20 protein-coding genes are annotated in these 22,197 nt (G+C 58.0%); 1 reads left to right on the top strand and 19 read right to left on the bottom strand.

Going from position 1 to position 22,197, the window contains the following annotated elements:
- From ACEN2R_RS10845 to ACEN2R_RS10755, 19 genes are all read right to left on the bottom strand, one after another.
- Nucleotides 1-278: transposase (locus ACEN2R_RS10845; RefSeq protein WP_442042073.1), on the bottom strand; the 278-nt coding region annotated here is incomplete at its 3' end.
- A gap of 546 nt (nucleotides 279-824) precedes the next feature.
- Complete coding sequence (locus ACEN2R_RS10840; RefSeq protein WP_442042071.1) at nucleotides 825-1,973, bottom strand: CaiB/BaiF CoA transferase family protein; 1,149 nt, start codon at nucleotides 1,971-1,973, stop codon at nucleotides 825-827.
- Nucleotides 1,973-3,190, bottom strand: a complete 1,218-nt coding sequence (locus ACEN2R_RS10835) for an acyl-CoA dehydrogenase (RefSeq protein WP_442042069.1) — start codon at nucleotides 3,188-3,190, stop codon at nucleotides 1,973-1,975. Before ACEN2R_RS10835 ends, ACEN2R_RS10840 begins: the two co-directional genes overlap by 1 nt.
- Nucleotides 3,191-3,200: 10 nt before the next feature.
- Nucleotides 3,201-3,545 carry a DUF4387 domain-containing protein gene (locus tag ACEN2R_RS10830; RefSeq protein ID WP_442042067.1) on the bottom strand — a complete coding sequence of 115 codons (345 nt, stop codon included), beginning with the start codon at nucleotides 3,543-3,545 and terminating at the stop codon, nucleotides 3,201-3,203.
- A gap of 18 nt (nucleotides 3,546-3,563) precedes the next feature.
- Nucleotides 3,564-4,727 carry an acyclic terpene utilization AtuA family protein gene (locus ACEN2R_RS10825; RefSeq protein WP_442042065.1) on the bottom strand — a complete coding sequence of 388 codons (1,164 nt, stop codon included), beginning with the start codon at nucleotides 4,725-4,727 and terminating at the stop codon, nucleotides 3,564-3,566.
- A 364-nt stretch (nucleotides 4,728-5,091) separates the two neighbouring features.
- On the bottom strand, nucleotides 5,092-6,081 hold the full coding sequence (locus ACEN2R_RS10820) for a sigma-54 interaction domain-containing protein (RefSeq protein ID WP_442042063.1): 990 nt from the start codon (nucleotides 6,079-6,081) through the stop codon (nucleotides 5,092-5,094).
- A gap of 15 nt (nucleotides 6,082-6,096) precedes the next feature.
- Nucleotides 6,097-7,197 carry a C45 family autoproteolytic acyltransferase/hydolase gene (locus ACEN2R_RS10815; RefSeq protein WP_442042061.1) on the bottom strand — a complete coding sequence of 367 codons (1,101 nt, stop codon included), beginning with the start codon at nucleotides 7,195-7,197 and terminating at the stop codon, nucleotides 6,097-6,099.
- Complete coding sequence (locus tag ACEN2R_RS10810) at nucleotides 7,197-8,213, bottom strand: ABC transporter ATP-binding protein (protein WP_442042059.1); 1,017 nt, start codon at nucleotides 8,211-8,213, stop codon at nucleotides 7,197-7,199. The genes ACEN2R_RS10815 and ACEN2R_RS10810 overlap by 1 nt, the downstream gene beginning before the upstream one ends.
- A complete protein-coding gene (locus ACEN2R_RS10805) occupies nucleotides 8,210-9,205 on the bottom strand; it encodes an ABC transporter ATP-binding protein (RefSeq protein ID WP_442042057.1) in 996 nt (331 codons plus the stop codon). Before ACEN2R_RS10805 ends, ACEN2R_RS10810 begins: the two co-directional genes overlap by 4 nt.
- A complete protein-coding gene (locus ACEN2R_RS10800) occupies nucleotides 9,202-10,095 on the bottom strand; it encodes an ABC transporter permease (RefSeq protein WP_442042055.1) in 894 nt (297 codons plus the stop codon). The genes ACEN2R_RS10805 and ACEN2R_RS10800 overlap by 4 nt, the downstream gene beginning before the upstream one ends.
- The gene (locus ACEN2R_RS10795) at nucleotides 10,092-11,099 is read right to left on the bottom strand and encodes an ABC transporter permease (protein WP_442042053.1); all 1,008 of its coding nucleotides are present in this window, start codon (nucleotides 11,097-11,099) and stop codon (nucleotides 10,092-10,094) included. The genes ACEN2R_RS10800 and ACEN2R_RS10795 overlap by 4 nt, the downstream gene beginning before the upstream one ends.
- Nucleotides 11,100-11,126: 27 nt before the next feature.
- Complete coding sequence (locus ACEN2R_RS10790) at nucleotides 11,127-12,662, bottom strand: ABC transporter substrate-binding protein (RefSeq protein ID WP_442042051.1); 1,536 nt, start codon at nucleotides 12,660-12,662, stop codon at nucleotides 11,127-11,129.
- 249 nt (nucleotides 12,663-12,911) lie between these two features.
- The gene (gene rpoN / locus ACEN2R_RS10785; RefSeq protein ID WP_442042049.1) at nucleotides 12,912-14,264 is read right to left on the bottom strand and encodes an RNA polymerase factor sigma-54; all 1,353 of its coding nucleotides are present in this window, start codon (nucleotides 14,262-14,264) and stop codon (nucleotides 12,912-12,914) included.
- 419 nt (nucleotides 14,265-14,683) lie between these two features.
- Nucleotides 14,684-15,586: an N-carbamoyl-D-amino-acid hydrolase gene (locus ACEN2R_RS10780; RefSeq protein ID WP_442042047.1), complete on the bottom strand. Its 903-nt coding sequence runs from the start codon at nucleotides 15,584-15,586 to the stop codon at nucleotides 14,684-14,686.
- Nucleotides 15,583-16,821: a Zn-dependent hydrolase gene (locus tag ACEN2R_RS10775; RefSeq protein WP_442042046.1), complete on the bottom strand. Its 1,239-nt coding sequence runs from the start codon at nucleotides 16,819-16,821 to the stop codon at nucleotides 15,583-15,585. The genes ACEN2R_RS10780 and ACEN2R_RS10775 overlap by 4 nt, the downstream gene beginning before the upstream one ends.
- The gene (locus ACEN2R_RS10770; protein WP_442042044.1) at nucleotides 16,818-18,047 is read right to left on the bottom strand and encodes a diaminopropionate ammonia-lyase; all 1,230 of its coding nucleotides are present in this window, start codon (nucleotides 18,045-18,047) and stop codon (nucleotides 16,818-16,820) included. Before ACEN2R_RS10770 ends, ACEN2R_RS10775 begins: the two co-directional genes overlap by 4 nt.
- Nucleotides 18,048-18,135: 88 nt before the next feature.
- Nucleotides 18,136-19,173 (bottom strand): TRAP transporter substrate-binding protein, encoded by a 1,038-nt coding sequence (locus tag ACEN2R_RS10765; RefSeq protein WP_442042042.1) that lies wholly within the window; start codon nucleotides 19,171-19,173, stop codon nucleotides 18,136-18,138.
- A gap of 37 nt (nucleotides 19,174-19,210) precedes the next feature.
- Nucleotides 19,211-20,488, bottom strand: coding sequence for a TRAP transporter large permease (locus ACEN2R_RS10760; RefSeq protein WP_442042083.1), 1,278 nt, complete (start codon nucleotides 20,486-20,488; stop codon nucleotides 19,211-19,213).
- Nucleotides 20,489-20,493: 5 nt separating this feature from the next.
- A complete protein-coding gene (locus tag ACEN2R_RS10755; RefSeq protein ID WP_442042040.1) occupies nucleotides 20,494-21,027 on the bottom strand; it encodes a TRAP transporter small permease in 534 nt (177 codons plus the stop codon).
- Between the two features lie 74 nt (nucleotides 21,028-21,101).
- Between ACEN2R_RS10755 and ACEN2R_RS10750 the strand changes: the two genes are divergently transcribed.
- Complete coding sequence (locus ACEN2R_RS10750) at nucleotides 21,102-22,004, top strand: MurR/RpiR family transcriptional regulator (RefSeq protein ID WP_442042038.1); 903 nt, start codon at nucleotides 21,102-21,104, stop codon at nucleotides 22,002-22,004.
- Nucleotides 22,005-22,197: the final 193 nt, after the last annotated feature.

Genomic DNA, 22,197 nt, shown 5'->3' with positions numbered 1-22,197 from the left:
CGGAGTATCTCGTTCGCCTGGCGCAGCTCCCGGTTTTCCCGTTCCAGGGCTTTGATCCGGTCCCGTTCCTCAGTGGTCACGCCGTCGCGCATGCCACTGTCTTTCTCAGCCTGCTTGACCCATTCGCGCAGAGTTTGGGGAATACAGCCAATCTTGGGTGCAATGGCCGCGATCGCGCCCGCCTGCGTTTCATACGAGCCCTGATGCTCGAAAACCATCCGCACCGCACGCGCGCGGACCTCAGGCGAGTAGCGATTTGCCATTTTGCTTTTTGTCATAACCATCATCCTTACTTAAGTTGATGGTCTCCGATGAAACCGGAGCAATTCAATCCCGGAACACCCCCGCCCAAGAACGATCCAGCCACAGTCGCCGCTTCTCTTTCCGACCAGCGATCAAACAAATCACCGGTCCTTCTGGCGCGCAACGTAATCATGCCCAAATATAGACGGTCAAGCGCGGGAAATGAATCGACTTTTTGCCGCCCCGTCAACTTTCCAGCATAGCTCCTCGTCGGGCGCGGGGGGATCGGCCGGTTCGATCTGGCCAAAGCCACGCGTCCCGCGCTGACGATTCATAACTCCTTGGGCCTCGGTCAAAACGGGCTGCTCCGGGAGTCCGTCGCACCCTGCGCCTTCCGCAAGACCAGGCCATCCGAACACGGATACTGCACTAAACGCCGAAATGTACCCCGATTGCTACCAGACTAACAATTCGAGGGAAAATATATAGCAAATTATTGTCGCGGATGTATTCGATAAAACCAAAACGAACGCAAAACAATTGAGCTAGTTCCCATTCGTTGGACAGGATCTGCCGCAATCCTAATTTCGAGCGGCAACTTTCCAAAGTTCCCGCAAATCCTTATTGTTCGCACCCAAAGCGGGTGCGGGATTTTCAACGGACAGCTCGCTGTCAGAGAAAACCCAAGGGCTGCGAATGCCGGGAATGCCACCTGGATCTATCACCATGCCCCGCGCGACTATCTGCGGATCAGCGATGATATCCCTTACTGTATTGATGGGGCCGGCAGGCACGCCCGCCGCGTCGAGTTTCGACAGCAAGTCCTGTTTGTCGAAACCGGATGTCGCCTCTGACAGTATGGGCACAAGAACCTCACGATGTGCCACCCGATCCGAGTTCGTTTTGAACCGGAAATCATCCGAAAGGTTCGCTTTTCCGATCACTTTGCAGAGGGCGCGATATTGCCGGTCGTTTCCTGTGGCGATGATGATGTGGCCGTCCGATACTGGAAAGACCTGATAGGGAACGATGTTCGGGTGGCCGTTTCCAAGCCTGCACGGCACCGTTCCAGTGGCAAGAAAGTTCATCGCCTGATTGGCCAGAATTGCGGTGGCAGAATCCAGCAGGGACAGGTCGATATGCTGGCCTCGACCGGTCAGCGCGCGCTGCGCTAACGCGGCCTGAATGCCGATGACCCCGTAAAGCCCGGTAAATATATCCGTCACCGCCACGCCGACTTTCATGGGCGGTCGATCGGGTTCGCCGGTGATCGACATAAGGCCCGACATCCCTTGTATCAGAAAGTCGTACCCTGCCCGTTCGGCATAGGGCCCGGTCTGGCCGAAGCCGGTAATCGAACAATAGACCAGACGCGGATTGATAGAAGACAGGTTGGCGTAATCGAGGCCGTATTTCGCCAGCCCGCCGACCTTGAAATTTTCGATCAAAACATCGGCTCTGGACACGAGTTCCAGAACTGCCTCCCTGCCCTCTTCGGTTCGGAAGTCCAACGTAACCGATTTTTTGCCACGGTTGCAGCTGTGGAAATAAGCCGCCGACCGATCGCCGTCATGCTCGATGAACGGCGGGCCCCAATGACGGGTATCGTCACCTTCGGGGGCCTCCACTTTGATCACATCCGCGCCCAGATCGGCCAGCGTCTGGCCAATCCACGGGCCAGCCAGAATACGCGCCAACTCGAGAACCCGAAGACCTTCCAGAGGTTTCATTAGAAGAACCCCTGCAACCCAGTGATTGCCCGTCCTAGGATCAAGGCATGCACGTCATGCGTGCCCTCATAGGTGTTTACCGTTTCCAAATTGACCATGTGGCGCATGACCTGAAACTCTTCCGATATGCCGTTGCCGCCGTGCATGTCGCGCGAGGCCCGTGCAATGTCCAGTGCCTTGCCGCAGTTGTTGCGCTTCATCAGGCTGATCATTTCCGGTGCCGCGCGGCTTTGGTCCATCAGGCGCCCCACTTGCAAAGCACCCTGCAACCCAAGCGCGATCTCGGTCTGCATATCGGCGAGTTTTTTCTGGAACAGCTGGGTCTGGGCCAGTGGCTTGTTGAACTGCTTGCGGTCCAGCCCGTACTGCCTTGCCGCGTGCATACAGAACTCGGCTGCGCCCATCACCCCCCAAGCAATGCCGTAACGCGCCCGGTTCAAGCAGCCGAACGGCCCCTTCAGGCCCTCTACATTCGGCAACAACGCCTCTTCGCCGACCTCGACACCCTGCATCACGATTTCTCCGGTCGTCGAGGCGCGCAGCGACAGCTTGCCGCCGATCTTGGGGGCGGACAGACCGTCCATGCCCTTTTCCAGAACAAAGCCGCGAATCTTGCCGCCATGCGCGTCGGACTTGGCCCAGACGACAAACACATCCGCAAATGGCGCGTTGGAAATCCACATTTTTGTGCCGCTGATCCGATACCCCACCGCGGTCTTTTCCGCGCGGGTTTTCATACCAGCGGGGTCCGAGCCGGCATCCGGTTCCGTCAGGCCAAAACATCCGATCAACTCGCCCGATGCCAGCTTCGGCAAATATTTCATCCGCTGCTCTTCGGTGCCGTAGGCATAGATCGGATACATCACCAACGAGGATTGCACAGACATCATCGACCGATAACCGCTGTCCACCCGCTCGATTTCCCGCGCGACCAAACCATAGGTGACATAGGATGCGCCCAGCCCGCCGTATTGCTCTGGCAGGGTCAGGCCCAGCAACCCGGCCTCGCCCATTTCGGGGAACACGCCGGGGTCCTCGACCTCGTCGCGGTAGGCCTTGATTACGCGGGGCTGCAGCTTCTCCTGCGCGAATTTGCGCGCGGCGTCTCGCAACATGCGCTCGTCCTCGGTCAGTCGATCCTCCAGCCGGAGGGCATCTTCCCAGTCAAAGCGCGACAGGTCGGGGGCGTCCTTCGCGGACAGGCGGGGCTTGTTCATGTCTCGCTCCTCAGGCGGTCATATCAATCTCTATGTCCAGGAACGGTGCATATTGCTGGGCGCCGAAGATGTCACCGTCGCCCGGGCTGCCGCTGGGGCGGTCACGCAAGATGGTGAATTTAATGGCATAGGCCGGATCGTATTCGACGAAATCCGTCAGGCGCGCCAGATCGACATTCAGAACTTTGCAAACACTTTCACGTGTCAGCGCTTTAGAGCGTTTGACGAGCTGGTATGTGTCGTTTTCACGAAAGATGATGTCAAAGGTGATCTTGTCGGTTCCCGCGTTCTTGCTGCGGATTGTCTTGGCAAGATCCGAGAGTTTTTTGACTGTATTCGGCTTGGGCGTGTTCATAGTATCTAGTCCTATTCCTCAGGCGCCGATCATGGCGGTATGGGTTGGAAACAGTTCCAGCGGGTCATCGACCGCCATGGTGTGGTTCAGGGTCCAGCGGTAAGCGGGGCTGGCGTGCAGCACTTCTTCCAGGATGAAAGACACCCCTCCCGCGGTTCCCTTGACGTCGGGCAAACGCGCATAAAACAACTGCCGCGTTCCTGTCATAGTCAGTTCCTCGGCCATCTCCACGGTTGGCGCAATGCCCTGCACGACCACCATCAGTTCGTGGACCGGCGCATCCTTCAGCGGTTCCATGTCGCCCATGATCCCGTTGCGGCCAAAGACGTTATAGTGAAGTTCCCAGCCATCCGGGCCAAACCGTTCCTTGGCCTGCTCTCGGGCCCAGTCGATGACTGCGTCGACATTGGCAATGGTGTATGGGTCGCGGATGCCGGCCATGCCGACGAAGCGTTCGCCAATCTTGCCCGAGCCTTCCAGTTTGACCCGGAACTGTTCCGCAGGAACGAATTCCATTCCGGTAACGCGGGTGGTTTTTTCGGACTGCTGCTCGTAATGGCAATTGGTCATATCCAGCATACCGCCGGCGACAAATTCGTGAAACGGGTTCGAGCGTTCATACATCGCGTGCCCCGCAACGGAAGCAATAGTGCAGCGCTGACCGGGGTTCATGGCAGTGACTTCCACCATGTCGTTGGTAATCTCGCCCAGAACAGTTTCCTTCGCGCCATAGGGTTCGGCGCAAAAAGAGGCGCATTCAAGCACCTTACCCAAATAATACGATTGCGCTTCGGGGTAACCGCGATGCAGGGCGGCCGCGGCGAAAATCGCGCTGTCCGAAGACCGTCCGCCGATAATCACGTCACAGCCTTCCTCCAGAAGCTTTACAAACGGATGAACGCCGGCCATGGCAACAATGCGCGAGGTGGCGTCGAGTTCTTCCTCGGTCAAGTCGGCGCGGGCGTCGAGCCCCGTGACCGCCGATCCTGAGAGGATCTTGTTAAGCACGTATTCCTTGCTCACCTCGGAATAGAACCAGCCGATCTTGAACGGCGGCAATTTGTGCTCTGCCGCAATTTCGCGGATCATCTCGACATACATGTCGACACGGCTGTTGGTGCCGGTGTCGCCAGCTGAACCGATCATCATCGGCACGCCGATCTTCCGCGAGGCCAGCAGCATCTCCTCCAGGTCATGTCGTTGCCATGCCTTTGGGCTGGCACAAGTATCGCTTCCCAAAGGCACCGGACCAATATCGTCGCTGCCAGAATCGGCCGCGATATAATCTGGGGCGGCATCGACACCGATATGAAAACTACCCGTTTTGAGGGGCGCGAACCCGAGATGCCCGTTTGGACAAATGATCTTCAAAGATGACATGACTGCCTCGCAGTTAAGTGTGAACCTACCCGCTTACATGCAAAAATCGTGCCATTTAAAAAGAGATTGCTTACTCTATGATTTTATTAAGTTTAATTATGGAAAGAATGGAGACTTTGCTGCCCTGTCGCGCATTTCACGCACGGGCGCTGGTTTTTCACGCTAACTACATGCCAAGCTTGATCATCTGGTGACGCAGCGCGTGACGGCTGATTTTCAGTGCGGCGGCCGTGCTCTGAATATTGTCCTCGTTCGCCGAGAGCGCATTTGCAATCATAACGCGCTGGAAATTGGCGGTCGCCTCCTGCAGGCCTTCCTCCGGCACGGTCTCCGGCATCAACCGGCTAGGCACGGTCGTCAGACCCGACCTCACAGTGCGCAGGATGCGATCCGGCAGATGTTTTGGAAGAACCGTATTGTCGTCCTCAAGAATAAAAATCCGCTCCAGAAGGTTTTCGAGTTCTCGGACATTCCCGGGCCACGGATATTTCAGGAAAATCTGCTCGGTTTCCGGTGCAAGACCTTGAACATTGCGACTATATACGGCGTTGTATTTCTTGATGAAAAAATCGGACATTGCCAATACATCATCACCACGTTCCCGCAGGGGTGGCAGGTTCAGGGATACGACTTGAAGCCGGTAGTAAAGGTCTTCGCGAAAGTGGCCCGACTCAACTTCGGACAGCAGAATCTTGTTGGTAGCCGCAATGAAACGCACGTCGACAGAGTTGTTTTTTACGCTGCCGACGCGGCGAAACTGGTGGGTGTCCAGCAGGCTCAGCAGCTTGACCTGCAGCACCGGGTCCATCTCGCGAATCTCGTCGAGAAAGACCGTGCCGTGGTTGGCGGCCTCGATCAGACCGAGCTTGCGTTCCACGGCTCCGGTAAAGGCACCCCTCTCGTGTCCGAAAAGTTCGGACTCCAGTAGGCTGGCCGGAATGGCGGCGCAGTTGATGTCGACGAATTCTTTCGAGGCCCTGGCCGAAGCCCGGTGGATCATACGCGCAACCAGCCCTTTGCCGGTTCCGGTTTCCCCATAGATCAGAATCGTCCGCGTCGGGCTTTTAGAGACGCGTTCAATCAGTTTCTTCAGGGCCTGCATGCTTGGGTGGCTGCCCACCATTTCGTCTTTGTAGTCTGCCATTTCCTCTACCATTGTCGCCTCCCTGACTTAGGCAAGGACTTGATAGGCCCGCCACTTTCCGGCGCAGGGATTACCGTCACTGACAATCAGACTGCCTACTCTACACGAATAGACTACAGATGAAAGCGTCTGGCATGCGTCTGTCGCCGGGTGCTGGCAAAGCGGGGCGGCGACGGGGCGGGCGTCTGTGACATGGGTCGCCATCAGGCGCGCGGCATCCTCGGCGCGCCAGGAATGAACTGGCAGGTTGCGTTCCAGACACGCAAAGCGAGCGCGGGAATTTTCCGCGATGCTGTCGCCCTCGGGATACAGAGTATCCGCAGCCAGTTCCGGCGTCACGAAATGGTTGGTGCGCCAGACAACCGGACCAGTGCGGATCACGGCACCCGTGGCGCCGAGTTCGACCACAGCCGTATCGCCCGAAGCATCTGCCAGAACCAATGTGCCGCCGCCTGCGTGCCTTGCAACTTTGATAAACGCACAAGCTTCCGCAACCGACGCGCATGTCGCCAGCAGTCGGGTCATCAGGAAATACCGCAACCAGCCGACCCGGTGCGTGGCCACCGCCACCTGCGTATCAGCCAGCGCCAGCCCCTTGGCATTCATCCCGCTGGAATAGGCGCCGAGGCTACCTAAACTTCCGACGCACAGCATCGTTCCGGTCGTAATATCCGGCCCGCTGTGACGGGCCACGGTCTGAACGCCCTTGTGCGGGCCGGACAGGTCGCGGTTCTTGACCACCATCGGGCCTTCGGGACCGTCGCTGACGGCCCAGGCACTACACCCGTCACTGTCAAGACGCGCACCTGATTTCAGGTCGCGCAGGGTTCCGAGGTGCAGATGCGCAAAAAGATCCAGTTCGGACAGATCAAGCCCTTCGGCGATCCCCCTGATCTCGGCCATAGAATGCGGGTCGTTGGCCTGCGTAAATGCGTATTGGTCGGAAAGGTATCGTTCGGCGACCGCATCTATCACACCATCCGCACGTGCTGTAGCAACGCGACCGATCGTGGCTGCGCGCATTTCAGCAATATCTGCCACGTACGCGTTTGCGGCCTGTGCCTGCCCGCGTTTCTCCGCCGAACCGGAGTACTCCAGCGGTGTTCCACCCGACATCCGCAACAGCATCACGAAGCCTTCTCTTCGAGCAGCGACAGGTTTTCACCCAGCCGATGGCAGGACGCCATATGACCCGTCCCGACGGACTCGATTTGCGGCACGCTGATCTTGCACTTCTCCACGGCAAGCGGGCAGCGGGTGTGGAATTTGCAGCCCGACGGCGGGTTCAGCGGCGATGGCAGATCTCCGACAAGTCTGACCCTCGCCTTGGGGCCGGAATCATCGATGTCGGGCACCGCAGACATAAGGCTTTGAGTGTAGGGATGACGCGGGCGCGACAGTACGGAATCGACCGGGCCCATCTCGACGATCTCGCCCAGATACATCACCGCCACCCGGTCGGCGAGATAGCCGATCACCGAAATATCGTGCGAGATAAACAGATAGGTCAGACCCATCTCGTTCTTCAGTTCCAGCAGCAGCTTGATGATCTGCGCCTGAATGGACACGTCCAGCGCAGAAACCGGTTCGTCGCAGACGATGAATTCCGGGTTCGAGACCAGCGCCCGTGCGATGCCTATGCGTTGCCGCTGACCGCCGGAAAACTGGTGCGGATAGCGGTCCAACTGGTTCGCTTTCAGGCCGACACGTTCGATCATGGCGCTGACCTTGCTGCGCACCTCTTCGGGATTCGCGGCGAGATTGTGCAATTTGAGCGGCAGGCCGACCGTTTCGGCCACCGTGCGCCGCGGGTTCAGCGAGGCGTAGGGATCCTGAAAGATGATCTGCATGCGCCGGCGCATGGTCTTCATGGCCTCCGGGCCCAGTGCGGTCACATCCACGCCATCGAATGTGATCCGGCCGCTTGTCGGTTCATGCAGGCGCAGGATGGCGCGTCCCAGCGTGGACTTGCCGCAGCCGCTTTCCCCGATCAGGCCAAGGATCTCGCCCCGCCCGATGGTCAGATCGACGTGATTGACCGCGCGAACCACGGTTTCGGGCACGCCGGTCAGGCGTTCTGCCAGACTCCTGCTACCGTAATAGTATTTCGACAGGTTTTCGACTTTCAACAACGGCGATGTCATACGAGCTCCTCCTCGGTGCGGATACAGCGCACCCGGCGCTCCGGTCCGATGTCGTCCATTGCTATCGGCTTCAGACAGGCGTCCGAGCGAAAGGCGCAGCGGGAATAGAACCGGCATTGGGGCGGCAGGTTAATCAGGTCAGGCACCTGCCCCTGGATCGGCTGGATCGGCTGACCGCGCATCGCTATGCGCGGTATGGAAGCGAGCAACCCGCGGGTATATGGGTGGCGCGGGTTAGAAATGATCTGCCGGGTCGGCCCCTCCTCGACGACCTGACCGGCATACATGACCATCATCCGGTCACAATGTTCGGCAACGACACCCAGATCGTGGGTGATCAGAACCACGCTCATGCCAAGTTTTGACCTGATATCGGTGATCAATTCCAGAACCTGCGCCTGTATCGTCACATCCAGTGCGGTTGTCGGCTCGTCGGCGATCAGCAACTGCGGCCGACAGGCCAGAGCGATAGCGATCATGATCCGCTGGCGCATGCCGCCGGAAAATTCGTGCGGATACTGGCGCAACCGGCTTACGGCCGACGAAATTCCGACCAGGCCGAGCATTTCAACCGATTTGTCGCGCACCATCTGCGCCCGTGCACGGCCTCTGGCTGGCAGAGTTTCGTCATGCGCGATCAGCACTTCTCCGATCTGTTCACCGACGGTCAGGGCCGGGTTCAGCGCGGTCAGGGCATCTTGCATCGTCATGGCAATTTCCTTGCCACGCACCGCGCGCATCTGCGCCGCTGACAGGGTCCGCAGGTTGCGCCCGTCAAAGATAATGTCACCGGCGTCGATCCGGCCCGGAGAGCGCACCAGCCCCATGACTGAGTTGAAGGTGACGCTTTTGCCGGAGCCGGATTCGCCGACAATTCCCAGACATTCGCCGCGGCGGACGTCCACATCGACACCATCAACTGCGTAGACAGTTCCGGCGCGCGTTTCAAAAACGGTACGCAGCCCGCGCACTTCCAGTAATGTATCGGTCATTCTGCGAACCTCGGATCAAAGGCATCGCGCAGGCCCTGGCTGGCGACGTTGATGGCAAGAACCAGCAAAAGAATTGCAAGCCCCGGAAAGGTCGAAACCCACCACGCGTCTAGAATAAAGGCGCGCCCGTCGGCGACCATCGACCCCCACGACGAGGTCGGCGGCTGCACGCCCAGCCCGAGGAAGGACAGGCTCGCCTCCAGAATGATGACATGCGCCATTCGGATCGTCGAAACCACGACAACCGGCGACAAGATGTTGGGCAGGATTTCCTTGAGCATGATGTGCCTGTCCGATGCTCCCAGCGCGCGGGCTGCCTCGACATATTCCAACTGACTGGTCGCCAGCGTCTCGCCCCGCACAACGCGACAGGGGATCACCCACTCCTTGTAGGCCAACGCAAGGATAATGTTCACAAGGCCCGGCCCCATCATGGCCATCAGGCCGATCGCGAAGATGAGATAGGGGAACCCCAAGAGGATATCGACGATGCGGGAAATCACGACATCGACCCATCCGCGCAGATAACCCGAAGCAAGACCCGCCAGAATACCTACGGTTGTTGCCACCAGAATGACCGAAGCGCCGATGAAGATCGAAATCCTGGTGCCGTAGATGATCCGCGACAGGATATCCCTGCCCAAGGCATCGCAGCCCAGAACATAGCTCCAATCGCCCCCTTCCGCCCAGGCAGGCGGTTGCAGGCGTAGAAAGAGATCCGTTTCGGCCGGATCATGCGGTGCGATCCACGGCGCAAAGATCGCCATGATGACAAACAGCAGGACGACAATTGCACTGCCCATCGCCAGACCGTTTTGCGCGAAGGTGGCAAGGTTACGTCGGAAAATGGATTCCACCTGCTCTTGCGGAGTATCGACACTCATGGTCATAGCTTCACCCTCGGATTCAGGAATGTGTACAGCATGTCCGCCACGAAATTCAGCAGCACATAAGTGACCGCGTAGAACAGCACCGCAGCCTGAACGAGCGGGTAGTTTCGCAGGAAGATGCTCTCGACCACCAGCCGCCCCAGCCCGGGCCAGCCGAACACGGTCTCGACGATCATGTTGCCCCCCAGAAGCGAACCGGTTTCGATGGCCGCGACCGTAACGGTAGGGATCAGCGCATTTTTCAGGGCATGGCGAAACAGGACACGGCGACGACTAAGGCCCTTGGCCTCGGCGAATGTCACATAGTCCTGACGCAATACTTCCAGCATCGACGCACGCGTGACCCGCATCAAGATCGCGGTCATCGGCAAGCCAAGCGTGATGGCGGGCAGCAGGATATGTTTCAAAGCATCAACAAATGCCCCAAACTCACCACGCAGGAGCGTGTCGATCAGAAGGAAATGGGTAATCGGTTCGATTTCGCTGGAATAGCCGATCCGCCCGGAAACCGGCAGGACTTGCAGGTGCACGGCGAACAGCATCAGCAGCAGGATACCGAACCAGAAGCCGGGCAACGAGACCCCCAGCAAAGAGCCGACTGTGGCCAGACGGTCGAGTACAGAGTTCTTTTTTATCGCCGCCATGACCCCCAGCGGGATCGACGTGACCAATGCCACGATCAACGCCACAAGGCTGAGTTCGATCGTGGCAGGCAGACGCTCTGCGATCACCTCGCCGACCGGGCGCCGGTGATAGAAACTTGTGCCGAAATCACCCTGCACTGCATTTCCGAGAAAAACGAGAAACCGTTCGTGAATCGGGCGGTCAAGCCCCAAGTCGTGACGCAGCGCCGCTTCTTGCTCTGCGGTCACGGCCTGATCGCCGATCATGATCTGCACCGGGTCCCCGGGTGTCAGCGCCATCATCACGAAGACGATGACACTGACACCCAGAAGAACGGGCACGAGATGAAGAAGGCGCTCCAAAAGCTTTCCAAGGCTCATGCCTGTTACTCCCCGATCATTTCAAGTTTAGTCAACGCACGCGTCGTGCAGGTTGATACGGCTGTCGGCGCTTGGCTTCCAACCAGACAGGCGTTTGGACACACCGTAGATGTCTTTTGGAACCCAAAGGTAGACGTAAGGCTCGTCTGCGTTGATCATCAACTCGGCTTCACGGTACATTGCGTCACGCTTTGAGTTATCGAGTTCGATCGCGGCGGCATCCAGTAATTCATCCAGTTTCGGGTTTGAATAACCGGCCGAGTTGCCGCGGTCGTTGGTGCGGTGTGTCGGTGTGAAGATGTCATAGGGATCAAGCGACCCGTTGCCCCAGCTTGAGAAGTACATGTCGCCGGTCTTGGGCTCGCCCTTGGTGCGCCACTTGGAAGAGAGTTGTGCGCCTTCGCCTACGGCAACCTTGGTACGTATACCTGCCTTTGTAAGCAACGATGCAACAGCCTCAGCTGTGTCCTTGAAAGCACCCTCTACATCCATAGTCACATCAATGCCGTCTGGATAACCCGCTTCGGCCAGCAAAGCCTTGGCTTTTTCGAGGTCGTATTCATAAGCAGGAAGCTCGCTTGACCCGAACGCATCCGGAGACAGAATGCCGTCGATCGGAGCGGCATTGCCATCAAGGATTTTTTCGATGATCAGGTTCTTGTCTATTGCATGCGCCGCGGCCTGACGCACTTTCAAATCGTCAAAAATCTCGCCCTGCATATTCATCGCGATGAAAAAGCTGCGCGTGCCATTTACAGTCATCACGTCCGTGCCAGGGTTGTTCTTGACCTGAGCAATTGAGAAGGTCGGCAGATCGTTGATGATATCCACGTCACCGGCCAGAAGCGCGGCTACGCGAGATGCGCTTTCTGGAATGACCTTGAACACAACGCGGTCGACGCAGGCCTTGCCCACTGGCGGTATGGCAGTTGCTCCGCCATAGTAGTCGTCGAAACGCTCCATGATGATCGCGTCGCCCTTGCGCCATTCGACCAGCTTGAACGGGCCGGTGCCGTTGACCTCGGTCGACATGCCGGCAGACCCGACTTTTTCGACAAACGCCTTGGAAACGACTTCCTGAAACGGAAGCATCGCGGGCAGGATTGGCCATGGCTCGCTCTGATTGATGCGTACCGTATCGCCGTTCACAACCTCGACGGACGCGATCGGGCCAAGCAAGCTCTTGCGCGGGCTGGTCTGGCCGTCGCCCATCGCACCCTCGACCGTCAGGCGGTCAAGCGTGAACTTGACGTCTTCGGCGGTCAATTCAGAGCCGTCGTGGAACTTAATGCCCGAACGGATCTTGAAGTCATAGACCGTCGGCGAAACCTGAACAAAGGACTCGGCAATTTCCGGCACGACCTTCATATCGGGGTCGCGGGTCAGAATTCCGTCGTACATGTTGCGAATAATGGTTTCGGTTTCCCGTTTACGGTGGTTCGCAGGGTCCAGTGTGTCCGCATCAAGCGTGAAGCCTACGACCAACTCAGAGGCCTGTGCGGCGGGCGAGGCAATGCAGAGGGCCATCGCAGACGCCATCAAGACTTTCTGTAATGTCTTCATTTTTTCTACTCCCTATAGTTTTCCGAAGCTTTGACGCTGCGGCATCCCGTTCTCCTCAACGGTTACCAGACTACATGCACATATCGTGCCAACGCAGGGTTCTTAGAAATGCGCCAAAAAATCCCCATCTAATCAGCTAATTGCGTCCGCAGAGGATTAAGTGCGCCGGGCGCGCTTGCCGGCTTGCGCGGATCGCACGCGCCTACGGCCAATATTACACGCATTTCAGGGCCGGACGACTGATCTATATCAGGCGGAGCCCTTGCCCTTTACAAGACGTGCGCGTCGCTTGCGCGAGGCCGATCCCAGTATCCCCCCCATATCACGGTATTTGGCTACCGTCCTGCGCGCGATACTTATCCCCTGATCACTGAAATGTGCGGCAAGCGCCTCGTCCGAAATCGGGTTGTCGGAGTCTTCGTTGTCGATCATGCGCCGGATTTCGTCCCGCACAGCGGCTGCGGATACGCGGTCAGGACCTTTTTCGCTTGGCAATCCAACACTGAAAAAATCGCGCAGCGTGACCGTTCCGCGGGGCGTCGCCATCATTAGGCCTGACGTGACGCGACTGACCGTGCTGGAATGGACGCCGACGGCGCCTGCAATGTCGGCGATCGACATGGGAACCAAACGCGACGCGCCATCCGCAAGGAACCCGGTTTGCCGTCGTACAATTTCAGCGGAGACGGTCAGCGTCGTGACATTCCGGCGGGCAACCGCTCTTTCCAGCCAGTGCGCTTCGGCCAGCAGATTGTCTTTTTGCGCGGCGTCTACGGCGTCCAGGGTATCGGGGCTGATCTGATCTCGCACAATCAATGCCGGCAGGTTCGACCGATTGAGCTCGACCTGCCAGGCGCCATCAACCTTGCGGGCAACAAGATCCGGTGGCCGAATAGCATTCGGCGTGCTGTCAAACGCTGCGCCCGGCTTCGGATTCAACCGTCTTATCGCCTTCACCTGAGTCATAATTGCGTCGGGGGTTGTTTTTCCGAGCCGCGCAAGACGGTCGATGTCGCCCTGCCCAACCATTTCCAGATTATCGAGCACAAGCGCCAGAATGTCGGACAGAATACCCTCTTCAGCCGCCTGCAATCGAAGGCATTCGGCAAGGGATCGCGCGAAAATCCCTGTCGGTTCGAAGCCTTGCAAAGTGGAAAGGACGGCTTCTGCCTCCTCAATGGAACATCCCGCCTTATCCGCAATTTTAGTCAGCGGCCTTCCCAGCCAGCCGCTCGGCTCGAGTGCTTCGGTCAGAAAATAGGCAATCGCTTTCTGACGCGGATCGCGGATAGAAATGTCAATCTGACGCTGGACATGTTCATAAAGTCCGGCAGCGGGAGAAGCCATGTTTTCTTCTGTTTCACGCCAGCCGGAGGCAGCGGAATTTTGTCCGGCAACGCCGAGGGGCGCATCGCGTGGCTGGTTGGGCACCCCGTTGCCTGCAGTCACGCCGGTGCGGGTAGCCGCAGTCGGCGGGTCACCAATGGTCACAATTTTTAAATACGGATTTGACGACGCCTGAATCGTCAAGAATGCCGCAAGCGCACAATTGTTGAATTGAAGGAAGCCAATTGCCTGGCGCAATTGCGGTGTTATTTTCATAGTCCGCAAATGCTGCAAGTGGACTGCGTGGCTGGTAATCATCGAATCTTCGCCAGTCAGATCGAGTCGTTCGCTTTGGTTCCGAACTGCTTCAAACTATACGGAATTTAACGTCGCCACAAGAAATGTCATTGAAAGTGTGGACGGGCCCGTGTTTCCTTCAGGCCTTGCGCAGCCCCAAAGGCAGGTACTCGTCACCAGACTCATTAATCCTCAAACCCGATCCATACCGGTTTAGCGTACACCGAACGACCGACAATTTCTGCCCGCGATCGTTGGGCGCTGACTCAATTTCTTACATGGGTATTTCATGCGATTTCGTCCAAGCTGGTTGCACTCCCGAAGCCTACGTTCACAGTCAATCCGGGTATCTTATGACCTGAAATTATGCCGCCGGTCACGCAACCGGCGGCAGCTTGTTACGCTGTGATCACTGCGTAGTCCTCGGGTTGCCGGTGCACAGAGAAATTGAAAATATTTCTCCGTATTTCGCCGCACCGGTCCAAATCGACCATTGCCGTTATGACCTCGTCCTCGACCGTCGAGGCCTTTGCCAGAATCTCGCCCGTCGGCGCCACGATCATGCTGCCACCGATCAGATCGCAGCCTTCCTCTTTGCCCGCCTTGGCGACCGCGACAGCCCAGAGGCCGTTCTGGTAGCACCCTGCCTGAACCGACAGTTCATTATGGAAATACTGAAGATGGTCATGTTCGGGCGCGGGCGGATAGTGAAATGGCGTGTTGTAGCCCAGAACGACCAGTTCCGCGTCATTCAGCCCCAAGACACGCCAGGTTTCCGGCCAGCGGCGATCATTGCAGATGCACATGCCCATCTTTCCGCCAAAACCGTCGAAGACGGGAAATCCGTAGTCGCCCTTTTCAAAGTACCGCTTCTCCAGATGCTGGAAAGGGCGCCATGTTTCGTTCTCTCGATGGCCCGGCAGGTGGATCTTGCGGTATTTTCCGATGATCGCGCCGGACGGGTCCACGACAATCGCGGTGTTGTAGTAATGCCCGTCCGCGGTAAGTTCGGCGTACCCCAGATGGAACCCGATCCCAAGCCTCTTTGCCGCTTCGAACAGGGGCAGGGTTTCCTTCGATGGCATTTCGGTTTCGAACCAATGGTTGATCTCTGACCGGTCCTCCATGAACCAGCGCGGAAAGAATGTCGTCAGCGCCAATTCGGGAAACACCACCAGACGTGCGCCACGGTCTTTGGCCTGTTGCATCAGGTCAATCATCCGGGCGACGGCCGAGGACCGCGACTCCTCGCGCGCGATCGGGCCGAGTTGTGCGCCAGCGACTATGAATTTCCGGCTCATTTGGATTCTCCTGCTAGATCGAGGATGACATCCAGCAGGACGTTCGCCCCGGCAACGAGATCGGCCTCTTCGGTGTGTTCATTGATATTGTGGCTAAGACCCGCTTCGGACGGGACAAAAACCATGGCTGACGGGCAGTTCGGCGCAAACATCTGGGCGTCGTGGCCCGCGCCCGATGGCATACGCCTGACACTGAGCTGGCGCGCGGCGGCCGCAGCTTCGACCTTTGCCACAAGAGTTTCGTCAAACGCGACTGGCGCAAAGCGAGCAAGGCTTCGTGTTTTCAGGGTGCAGCCTTCGGCATCCGCCGCCGCCTTGGCCCTGGCCATCAACTGCTGCTCGGCCTTGATCAAAAGCGTGTCGTCGGTGTTTCGAAGGTCCACCGTGATCCGGGCAAACTGCGGAACGACGTTCACAAGACCCGGCGACACCTCGAAGACACCAACGGTCGAGACCTGGGGCGGCCCGAAATCCACGGCAATTCTGCGCGCTTCGACGGCGATTTCCGCTGCGACGGCGCCAGCGTCATGCCGCATCGACATCGGGGTTGTGCCGGCGTGGTTTGACTGGCCCTCGATGACGTATTCGGTCCAGGAAATCCCCTGCACGCCGGTGACGGCACCGATCTGAATGCGCTCCTGCTCCAGAACGGGGCCCTGTTCGACGTGCAGTTCAAGATAGGCGGCGGGCGTCATCGAGGCCGCAGGCACAGGACCGGCATAGCCAATCCGGTTCAATTCCTCGCCGAAAACGGCGTCACCGTCAGTGGCAACCGTCGCCAGCATCATGTCCAGATCCAGCGCCCCCTGATGCACGCCCGAGCCCATCATGTCGGGCGCGAACCGCGCGCCCTCCTCGTTCGTGAAGGCCGCGACCGCGACAGGGCGAACTGTCTTTATCCCCGCGGCGTTCAAGGCGTCGATGACTTCCAGCCCGACAAGCACACCTGCCGCGCCGTCATAAAGACCGCCCGTTGCAACGGTGTCGATGTGGGACCCCATCATGATCGGAGGACCGCCCTGTTCGGCCTCGCGGGTCCCCCAGATATTCCCGATGACATCGATGGAAACCTTCAGCCCCAACTCCTGCATCCAGGACACCAATAGGTCGCGCCCCTGCTTGTCTTCGTCGGTCAAGGCCAGACGGCAGACGCCACCGCCCGACAGGGCACCGACCTCGCCCAGACGTTTTATGCGCGCCATAAGCCGGTTTGCTGAAATCTCGGGCCGGGTCATGCGACCGCTTTCAGGACGGTTGCCGCATCCATTCCGACAAGCTTTTTATACAGTCCCGGATCGGTGTCGCCCTCGCTTCCGAAGACCAGCACGCGCGAGTCCGGTCCCAGTCCAAGAGCTTTGCGCGCCTCATCACTGGCGGAGGCAGCCATCAGTCCGGCCAGACCTGCAACCGCAGACTCGCCGGCGACGATCGGGCGATCTGTGCCGACCGGATGCGCAAGACGCCGCATCATTTCGATCGCGGCCTCATCGGGCAAAGCCATCACCGCGTCGCCGTGGTCCTTCAGGATTTCCCATGCCAGCGCCGACACTTCGCCACATGCAAGACCGGCCATCAATGTGTCCAGATCGCCTTCGACGGCGGTCGGCTCGCCGGCAACGAAGCTTTCCATCCAGCAGGCGGACAGTTCCGGGTCGGCAAGAACAATCGTCGGGCGCGCATCACCCCAGCGGCGTTTGGCCTGTGCCGCGACCGCAGCGGCCATGCCGCCAACGCCGGTTTGAAGAAAAATATGCGTGGGCGGCAGGTCCAACTGATCAAAGGCCTCTGCCCCCATCAATTCATAGCCCTGCATCACGTCTTTCGGAATTTCCATGTAGCCCGGATAGGAGGTATCAGAGACCACGAACCAGCCTTCTTCCGTTGCAACCGATTGGGCGACGCGGACGCTGTCGTCATAGTTGCCGGCGCAGCGCCGGACCTCGGCCCCGTAGGCTTCAATCGCGGCCTTTCGGCCTTCGGACACCGTGGCATGAATGAAAATCACGCACCGGCACCCGAATGTCTGCGCGCCCCAGGCGACGGAGCGACCATGGTTGCCATCGGTTGCACAGCAAACGGTGATTTTGGATGTCTCTTCCGGATAGGCCCTGGAAACGATGTCATCCATTGAAACAGGCGTGCCAAGGCGCGCCTCGAGTTCGCGTTGCAGCAGCCGTGCAACGGCATAGGCGCCGCCCAGGGCCTTGAAACTTCCAAGACCGAAACGTCCGCCTTCGTCTTTGTAGTAAAGCGAAGCCACCCCCGCCTCGGCAGCAAGGCTGGGCAGCGGAACCAGTGGCGTGGGCGCATAGCCCGGCCAGGACGAGATTGTCGCCTTTGCGGTCTCAAAGTCGGAGTCGTTCAGGATATGGTCCTGTGAGGGCGTCCAGGGCATGCTCTTGTCGGCAAGTGCGTTCAGCACCAATGTAAAACCGAGCGCTGCATTGTCGGTCGGTGTCATTTCTATTTTCATTTTATCCTCTGGAATTCCGCGATGGTCTTTTCAGCAAAGCGCCCCCGGACAGACGGGTCCGTCCGGGGGCAAGGGCTTAGAAAGCCTTTTTTTCTTCTTCGATTGAGGAGAGAAGCGCATCAAGCATGTCTGTGCCTTCGGCCCCATACTGTTCTTCGATCAAAGACCGCACCGCAGGCTGGGCGATCTCGGCGAACTTGGCCTGCTCTGCCGGCGGAACGACGTTCACTTCCATCTTGGCGGCCAGCGCTGGCAACCCGCTGTCCGATGCCTCGATGACGCGGCTCATGGCGCGGCCCGATTCCGTTGCAACCTCGGACGCCCAGTTGATCAGGTTCTTGTGCTCGTCGCTTAGCCCGGCATAGAAATCCTCGTTCATTGTCCAGACGTAGGGTGTGATCACGTGGTTGGTGATCGAAAGGTATTTCTGGACCTCGTCGAATTTTGCAAAGGCAATGACCGGAATGGGGTTCATCTGGCCGTCGGCGACGCCGGTTTGCAGCGCGGTATAGACTTCGGCCCATGGCAGCGGCGTTGGCTGTCCGCCAAGCGAGGACACGATCGCCTCATGGGTCGGAAGGGTCATGGTGCGAATGCGCAACCCTTCCATGTCCACGACACTGGTGATCGGTTTTTTCGAGTTCGAGAAGGCGAAGAAACCGCCGGAGTCGAGCAGACCCAGCACCTTCAATTCGGTCTTGGATTCCAGATCCGTGACAAATTTCTTCCCGAACGAGCTGTCCATGGTCATCACGCGGCTTGCGACGCCGATATTTGGAAACGCGAAGGGAATGTCGAAAACGCCGACAAGCGGGTAGTGCTGGGCAATGCCGCCGGACGACGAGATCGTGCTTTCAACAAGCCCCGAGCGCACCTGATCGATGACTTCGTTATCTTTGCCAAGCTGGCCGTTGGCGAAAAGCTGAACTTCGATCGCGCCGTTGGAATTGGATTCCACAAGCGATTTGAAGACGGCCGCCATGGCCCCCGAATGGCTTTTGAACGGATCATCGGGATTCAGGTGGGCCAGACGGATTGTGACGTCAGCCGCATGGGCCTGTGCAGAGAGGCAGGCGATGGCAAGCCCCAGCGTTACGGTTTTTATAAATGACATTGAGTGTCCTTTCCTGTTGGTCGTGTGTTGCGTCTGCTCAGAACCCGAGCAGACGAGGGATAAAGAGGGTGAGAGCGGGCCAGAAGGCGATGACCACCAGGATCAGGACTTCTGCAATGATAAAGGGCCAGAGCTCCTTGGTGATCGCCTCGACTTTTTCGCCGGTGACCGATGCCAGCACGAATAGACAGGCCCCGACCGGGGGCGTCATAAGTGAGATATTGAGCGCAAGAATGATCATGATCCCTGCATGAACCGGGTCCATCCCGATCTCGACAGTCAAAGGGGCCAGGACCGGCGCAAGAATGATCAGCGTCGCGTTGATGTCCATCACCAGACCGATCAGCAACAGCAGGATCAGGATCAACCCGATGATCACGTTGGGATTGCTCGAGATCGAAAGTAATCCCTCTGCAATCATCTGCGGAACCCTGTTGAAGGTCATCCACCACCCAAGAATGGACGCGGCCGCGATGATAAGAAAAATTATGCCCGTTATTCGCGTGGTTCGCACCGCGATCTCGTAAAGGTCCTGCCATGACAGTGCACGATAGATCACCCCGCCGACGAACAGCGCGTAAGCAACCGCGATCGCAGCCGCCTCGGTCGGTGTCGCGAACCCACCGATGATCGAGCCAAGGATGAAGACCGGCAGCAGTGCAGCAAGAATACCTTCGCGAAGGGCCAGATAGACGCTGCGAATGCTTGGGCGGCCCTCGCCTTTTGGCAGCCCCTTGCGACGGGCGGTCAGGGCGATGACCGCCATGCAAATCAGACAAATCAGAAGTCCCGGCAGAATGCCCGCGGCAAAGAGGCCCGCGATCGACACCCCCATGATCGACCCATAGATAATCATCAGGGTCGATGGCGGGATGGTTGGCCCGATGATCGAGCCTGCGGCAGTGACAGCGCAGGCATAGGCCCGTGAATACCCGGCCTTTTCCATCGCGGGCACCAAGGTGTTTCCGAAGGCCGCGGCATCCGCCGTGGCAGAGCCGGTGATGCCGGCGAACAGGACAGAGGCGACCATATTCGAATGGGCCATCCCGCCCCGCAGCCATCCGACGAGTGAATCCGCCAGCTTGACCAGACCAAGCGTGATCCCGGAGCGGTTCATGATCTCGCCTGCCAGAATGAAAAACGGCATCGCAAGGAACGGGAACAGGTCAAGACCCGCGAAAATCCGGTCCGGTGCCATGGTCATGAACCGTGGCCCCATGTCCAGGATACCGATCATACCGGCAACACCTATAGCAAACCCCACTGGCATCCCGAAGATCAAAAATCCGAAAAACGCGAGGGGAACCAGAAACATACCCATCATTCTTCCTTCTGGCCGGCAATCGCGGCCCCTGTGGTTTCTGGCGCATGATCGGAAAAATAGTCATGTACACCGATGAGAAGAAGTTGGACGCAGGCCATGAATGCCGCCAGCGGAACCCCTGCAAACGGATAGCCTTTCGGCATCGCGTAGATCATGGTCATGCGCGAAAAGCCCCGCTCGGCAAAGCCGATCCCGTACCAGAACAGCGCGAAGAAGAAGATGAAGGCGACAATATCAAAACTGACCGCCAGGAACCGGCGCACCCTGTCAGGCAGGCGGGAAAACACAAACTCGACCCCGATATGTTCGCGGTGCGCAATCCCGCTGGAAACGGCCAACAACGCCATCCAGATCATCAGATAGCGCGCCAGCTCCTCGGTAAAGGTCATCGGAAGGGGGATGACATACCGAGCCAGAACGCCGAGCCAGACATCAAGAACCAGCACGACAAGAAGAAAAACGCAGACGCGCTCGACCAGCCAATTGACCCGCAGACTCCATATCTTTGAGGACTTCGCAATAGATCGCATTTGCGCTGATTCTCCGTTAGGGATTGATTGTTGTCATGTGGTGATGAAAAGATGTTTTCATTATCATAGCAAGCATGAAAATGATTTTTCAAAGCGGGAAGCTAAAAGTGCCTGAAAAAGAAGCAGATATTTCACCGGAATCGCTGATCCAGCGCATTCACCGAGCGTTTGGAACCTTGCCCGACGGAGAACGCAAGGTGGCCGATGCCGTATTGCGAAGCCCCGGAGACCTTGCGATATGGACCGCCTCGGAACTGGCCGAACGAACCGGAGTGTCAAATGCCACTGTCTCGCGCCTGTTCCGGCGACTAGGCTACGCAAGCTACGAGGAAGCGCGCCTTGCATCGCGCAAACTCCGCGAGAAAGGCTCGCCACTTTATCTCGTCGGCAATCCGGTGACCGGAGCGGGGGCACAAATATCACTGCCGGATCACGCAAGGCAAGAATCCACACTGGTGGATACATCATTGGCTGCGCTGAACCCGCTTACGCTCAGGGAGATTGCAGACCGGATTGCGACAGCGAAGAAAGTGCGCTTGGCGGGTTTTCGAAACAGCCGTTTTTTAGCAGACTATGCTACGGCGACGCTTGGCCAGTTTCGCAGTAATGTTGAATTGATGAACCACCCGGGTCAAACCCTGGCAGAGGGCATCGCCGGCCTCGGCAAAGACGACATTGTCATAATCATCGGACTGCGAAGGCGACCCGCGTTCTTCACCGAGTTTGTCAAAGCTACGGCTGCGACTGGTAGCGCTATTGTTCTGATTGCAGATAGCGGTATCCGAGAAACTCCGGCCCATGCCACGTGGAATATCAGTTGCACGGTGGAAACCCCTCAGCTTGTGGACTCATATCTTGGAGCAATGGCCGTCATTAGAGCGCTGTCCTTGGCGACAGTGAACAGTCTGGGAAATGATGGAAGGCAGTACCTTTTGGCAATCGAAAGACTTCACGAAGAACTGTCAGAACTTGAATGAGGTCAAACGAGGTTGGTATTTTGAAGTGGTCCGGCAAGACTGGACAGCGTACTAAGATGTATCCAACCTTGACGACAGGATACAGAAATGACCAAGAGACGCAGTTTTTCGGACAAGTTTAAGGTATGAGGAGGGTCAGCATCTGATCCGGGAGATCAGATGCCCGACGATTGGGTAGCGCCTAAGGCGCTGC

It is taken from the genome of Pseudogemmobacter sp. W21_MBD1_M6, assembly GCF_052119585.1.
Taxonomy (GTDB): domain Bacteria; phylum Pseudomonadota; class Alphaproteobacteria; order Rhodobacterales; family Rhodobacteraceae; genus JBGQOJ01.
This window is presented reverse-complemented; position numbering and strand designations above follow the sequence as displayed.

Bases quoted from the DNA above. Each gene is read 5' to 3' on its own strand.
- ACEN2R_RS10795 (WP_442042053.1), bottom strand. From the start codon at position 11,099: ATGAGCCTTGGAAAGCTTTTGGAGCGCCTTCTTCATCTCGTGCCCGTT.
- ACEN2R_RS10805 (WP_442042057.1), bottom strand. From the start codon at position 9,205: ATGACCGATACATTACTGGAAGTGCGCGGGCTGCGTACCGTTTTTGAA.
- ACEN2R_RS10810 (WP_442042059.1), bottom strand. From the start codon at position 8,213: ATGACATCGCCGTTGTTGAAAGTCGAAAACCTGTCGAAATACTATTAC.
- ACEN2R_RS10790 (WP_442042051.1), bottom strand. From the start codon at position 12,662: ATGAAGACATTACAGAAAGTCTTGATGGCGTCTGCGATGGCCCTCTGC.
- ACEN2R_RS10800 (WP_442042055.1), bottom strand. From the start codon at position 10,095: ATGACCATGAGTGTCGATACTCCGCAAGAGCAGGTGGAATCCATTTTC.
- ACEN2R_RS10825 (WP_442042065.1), bottom strand. From the start codon at position 4,727: ATGCTGCTGGCCTCGCGGAAGATCGGCGTGCCGATGATGATCGGTTCA.
- ACEN2R_RS10760 (WP_442042083.1), bottom strand. From the start codon at position 20,488: ATGTTTCTGGTTCCCCTCGCGTTTTTCGGATTTTTGATCTTCGGGATG.
- ACEN2R_RS10750 (WP_442042038.1), top strand. From the start codon at position 21,102: ATGAAAATGATTTTTCAAAGCGGGAAGCTAAAAGTGCCTGAAAAAGAA.
- ACEN2R_RS10815 (WP_442042061.1), bottom strand. From the start codon at position 7,197: ATGCTGTTGCGGATGTCGGGTGGAACACCGCTGGAGTACTCCGGTTCG.
- rpoN (WP_442042049.1), bottom strand. From the start codon at position 14,264: ATGAAAATAACACCGCAATTGCGCCAGGCAATTGGCTTCCTTCAATTC.
- ACEN2R_RS10770 (WP_442042044.1), bottom strand. From the start codon at position 18,047: ATGACACCGACCGACAATGCAGCGCTCGGTTTTACATTGGTGCTGAAC.
- ACEN2R_RS10830 (WP_442042067.1), bottom strand. From the start codon at position 3,545: ATGAACACGCCCAAGCCGAATACAGTCAAAAAACTCTCGGATCTTGCC.
- ACEN2R_RS10755 (WP_442042040.1), bottom strand. From the start codon at position 21,027: ATGCGATCTATTGCGAAGTCCTCAAAGATATGGAGTCTGCGGGTCAAT.
- ACEN2R_RS10775 (WP_442042046.1), bottom strand. From the start codon at position 16,821: ATGACCCGGCCCGAGATTTCAGCAAACCGGCTTATGGCGCGCATAAAA.
- ACEN2R_RS10840 (WP_442042071.1), bottom strand. From the start codon at position 1,973: ATGAAACCTCTGGAAGGTCTTCGGGTTCTCGAGTTGGCGCGTATTCTG.
- ACEN2R_RS10820 (WP_442042063.1), bottom strand. From the start codon at position 6,081: ATGGTAGAGGAAATGGCAGACTACAAAGACGAAATGGTGGGCAGCCAC.
- ACEN2R_RS10780 (WP_442042047.1), bottom strand. From the start codon at position 15,586: ATGAGCCGGAAATTCATAGTCGCTGGCGCACAACTCGGCCCGATCGCG.
- ACEN2R_RS10835 (WP_442042069.1), bottom strand. From the start codon at position 3,190: ATGAACAAGCCCCGCCTGTCCGCGAAGGACGCCCCCGACCTGTCGCGC.
- ACEN2R_RS10765 (WP_442042042.1), bottom strand. From the start codon at position 19,173: ATGTCATTTATAAAAACCGTAACGCTGGGGCTTGCCATCGCCTGCCTC.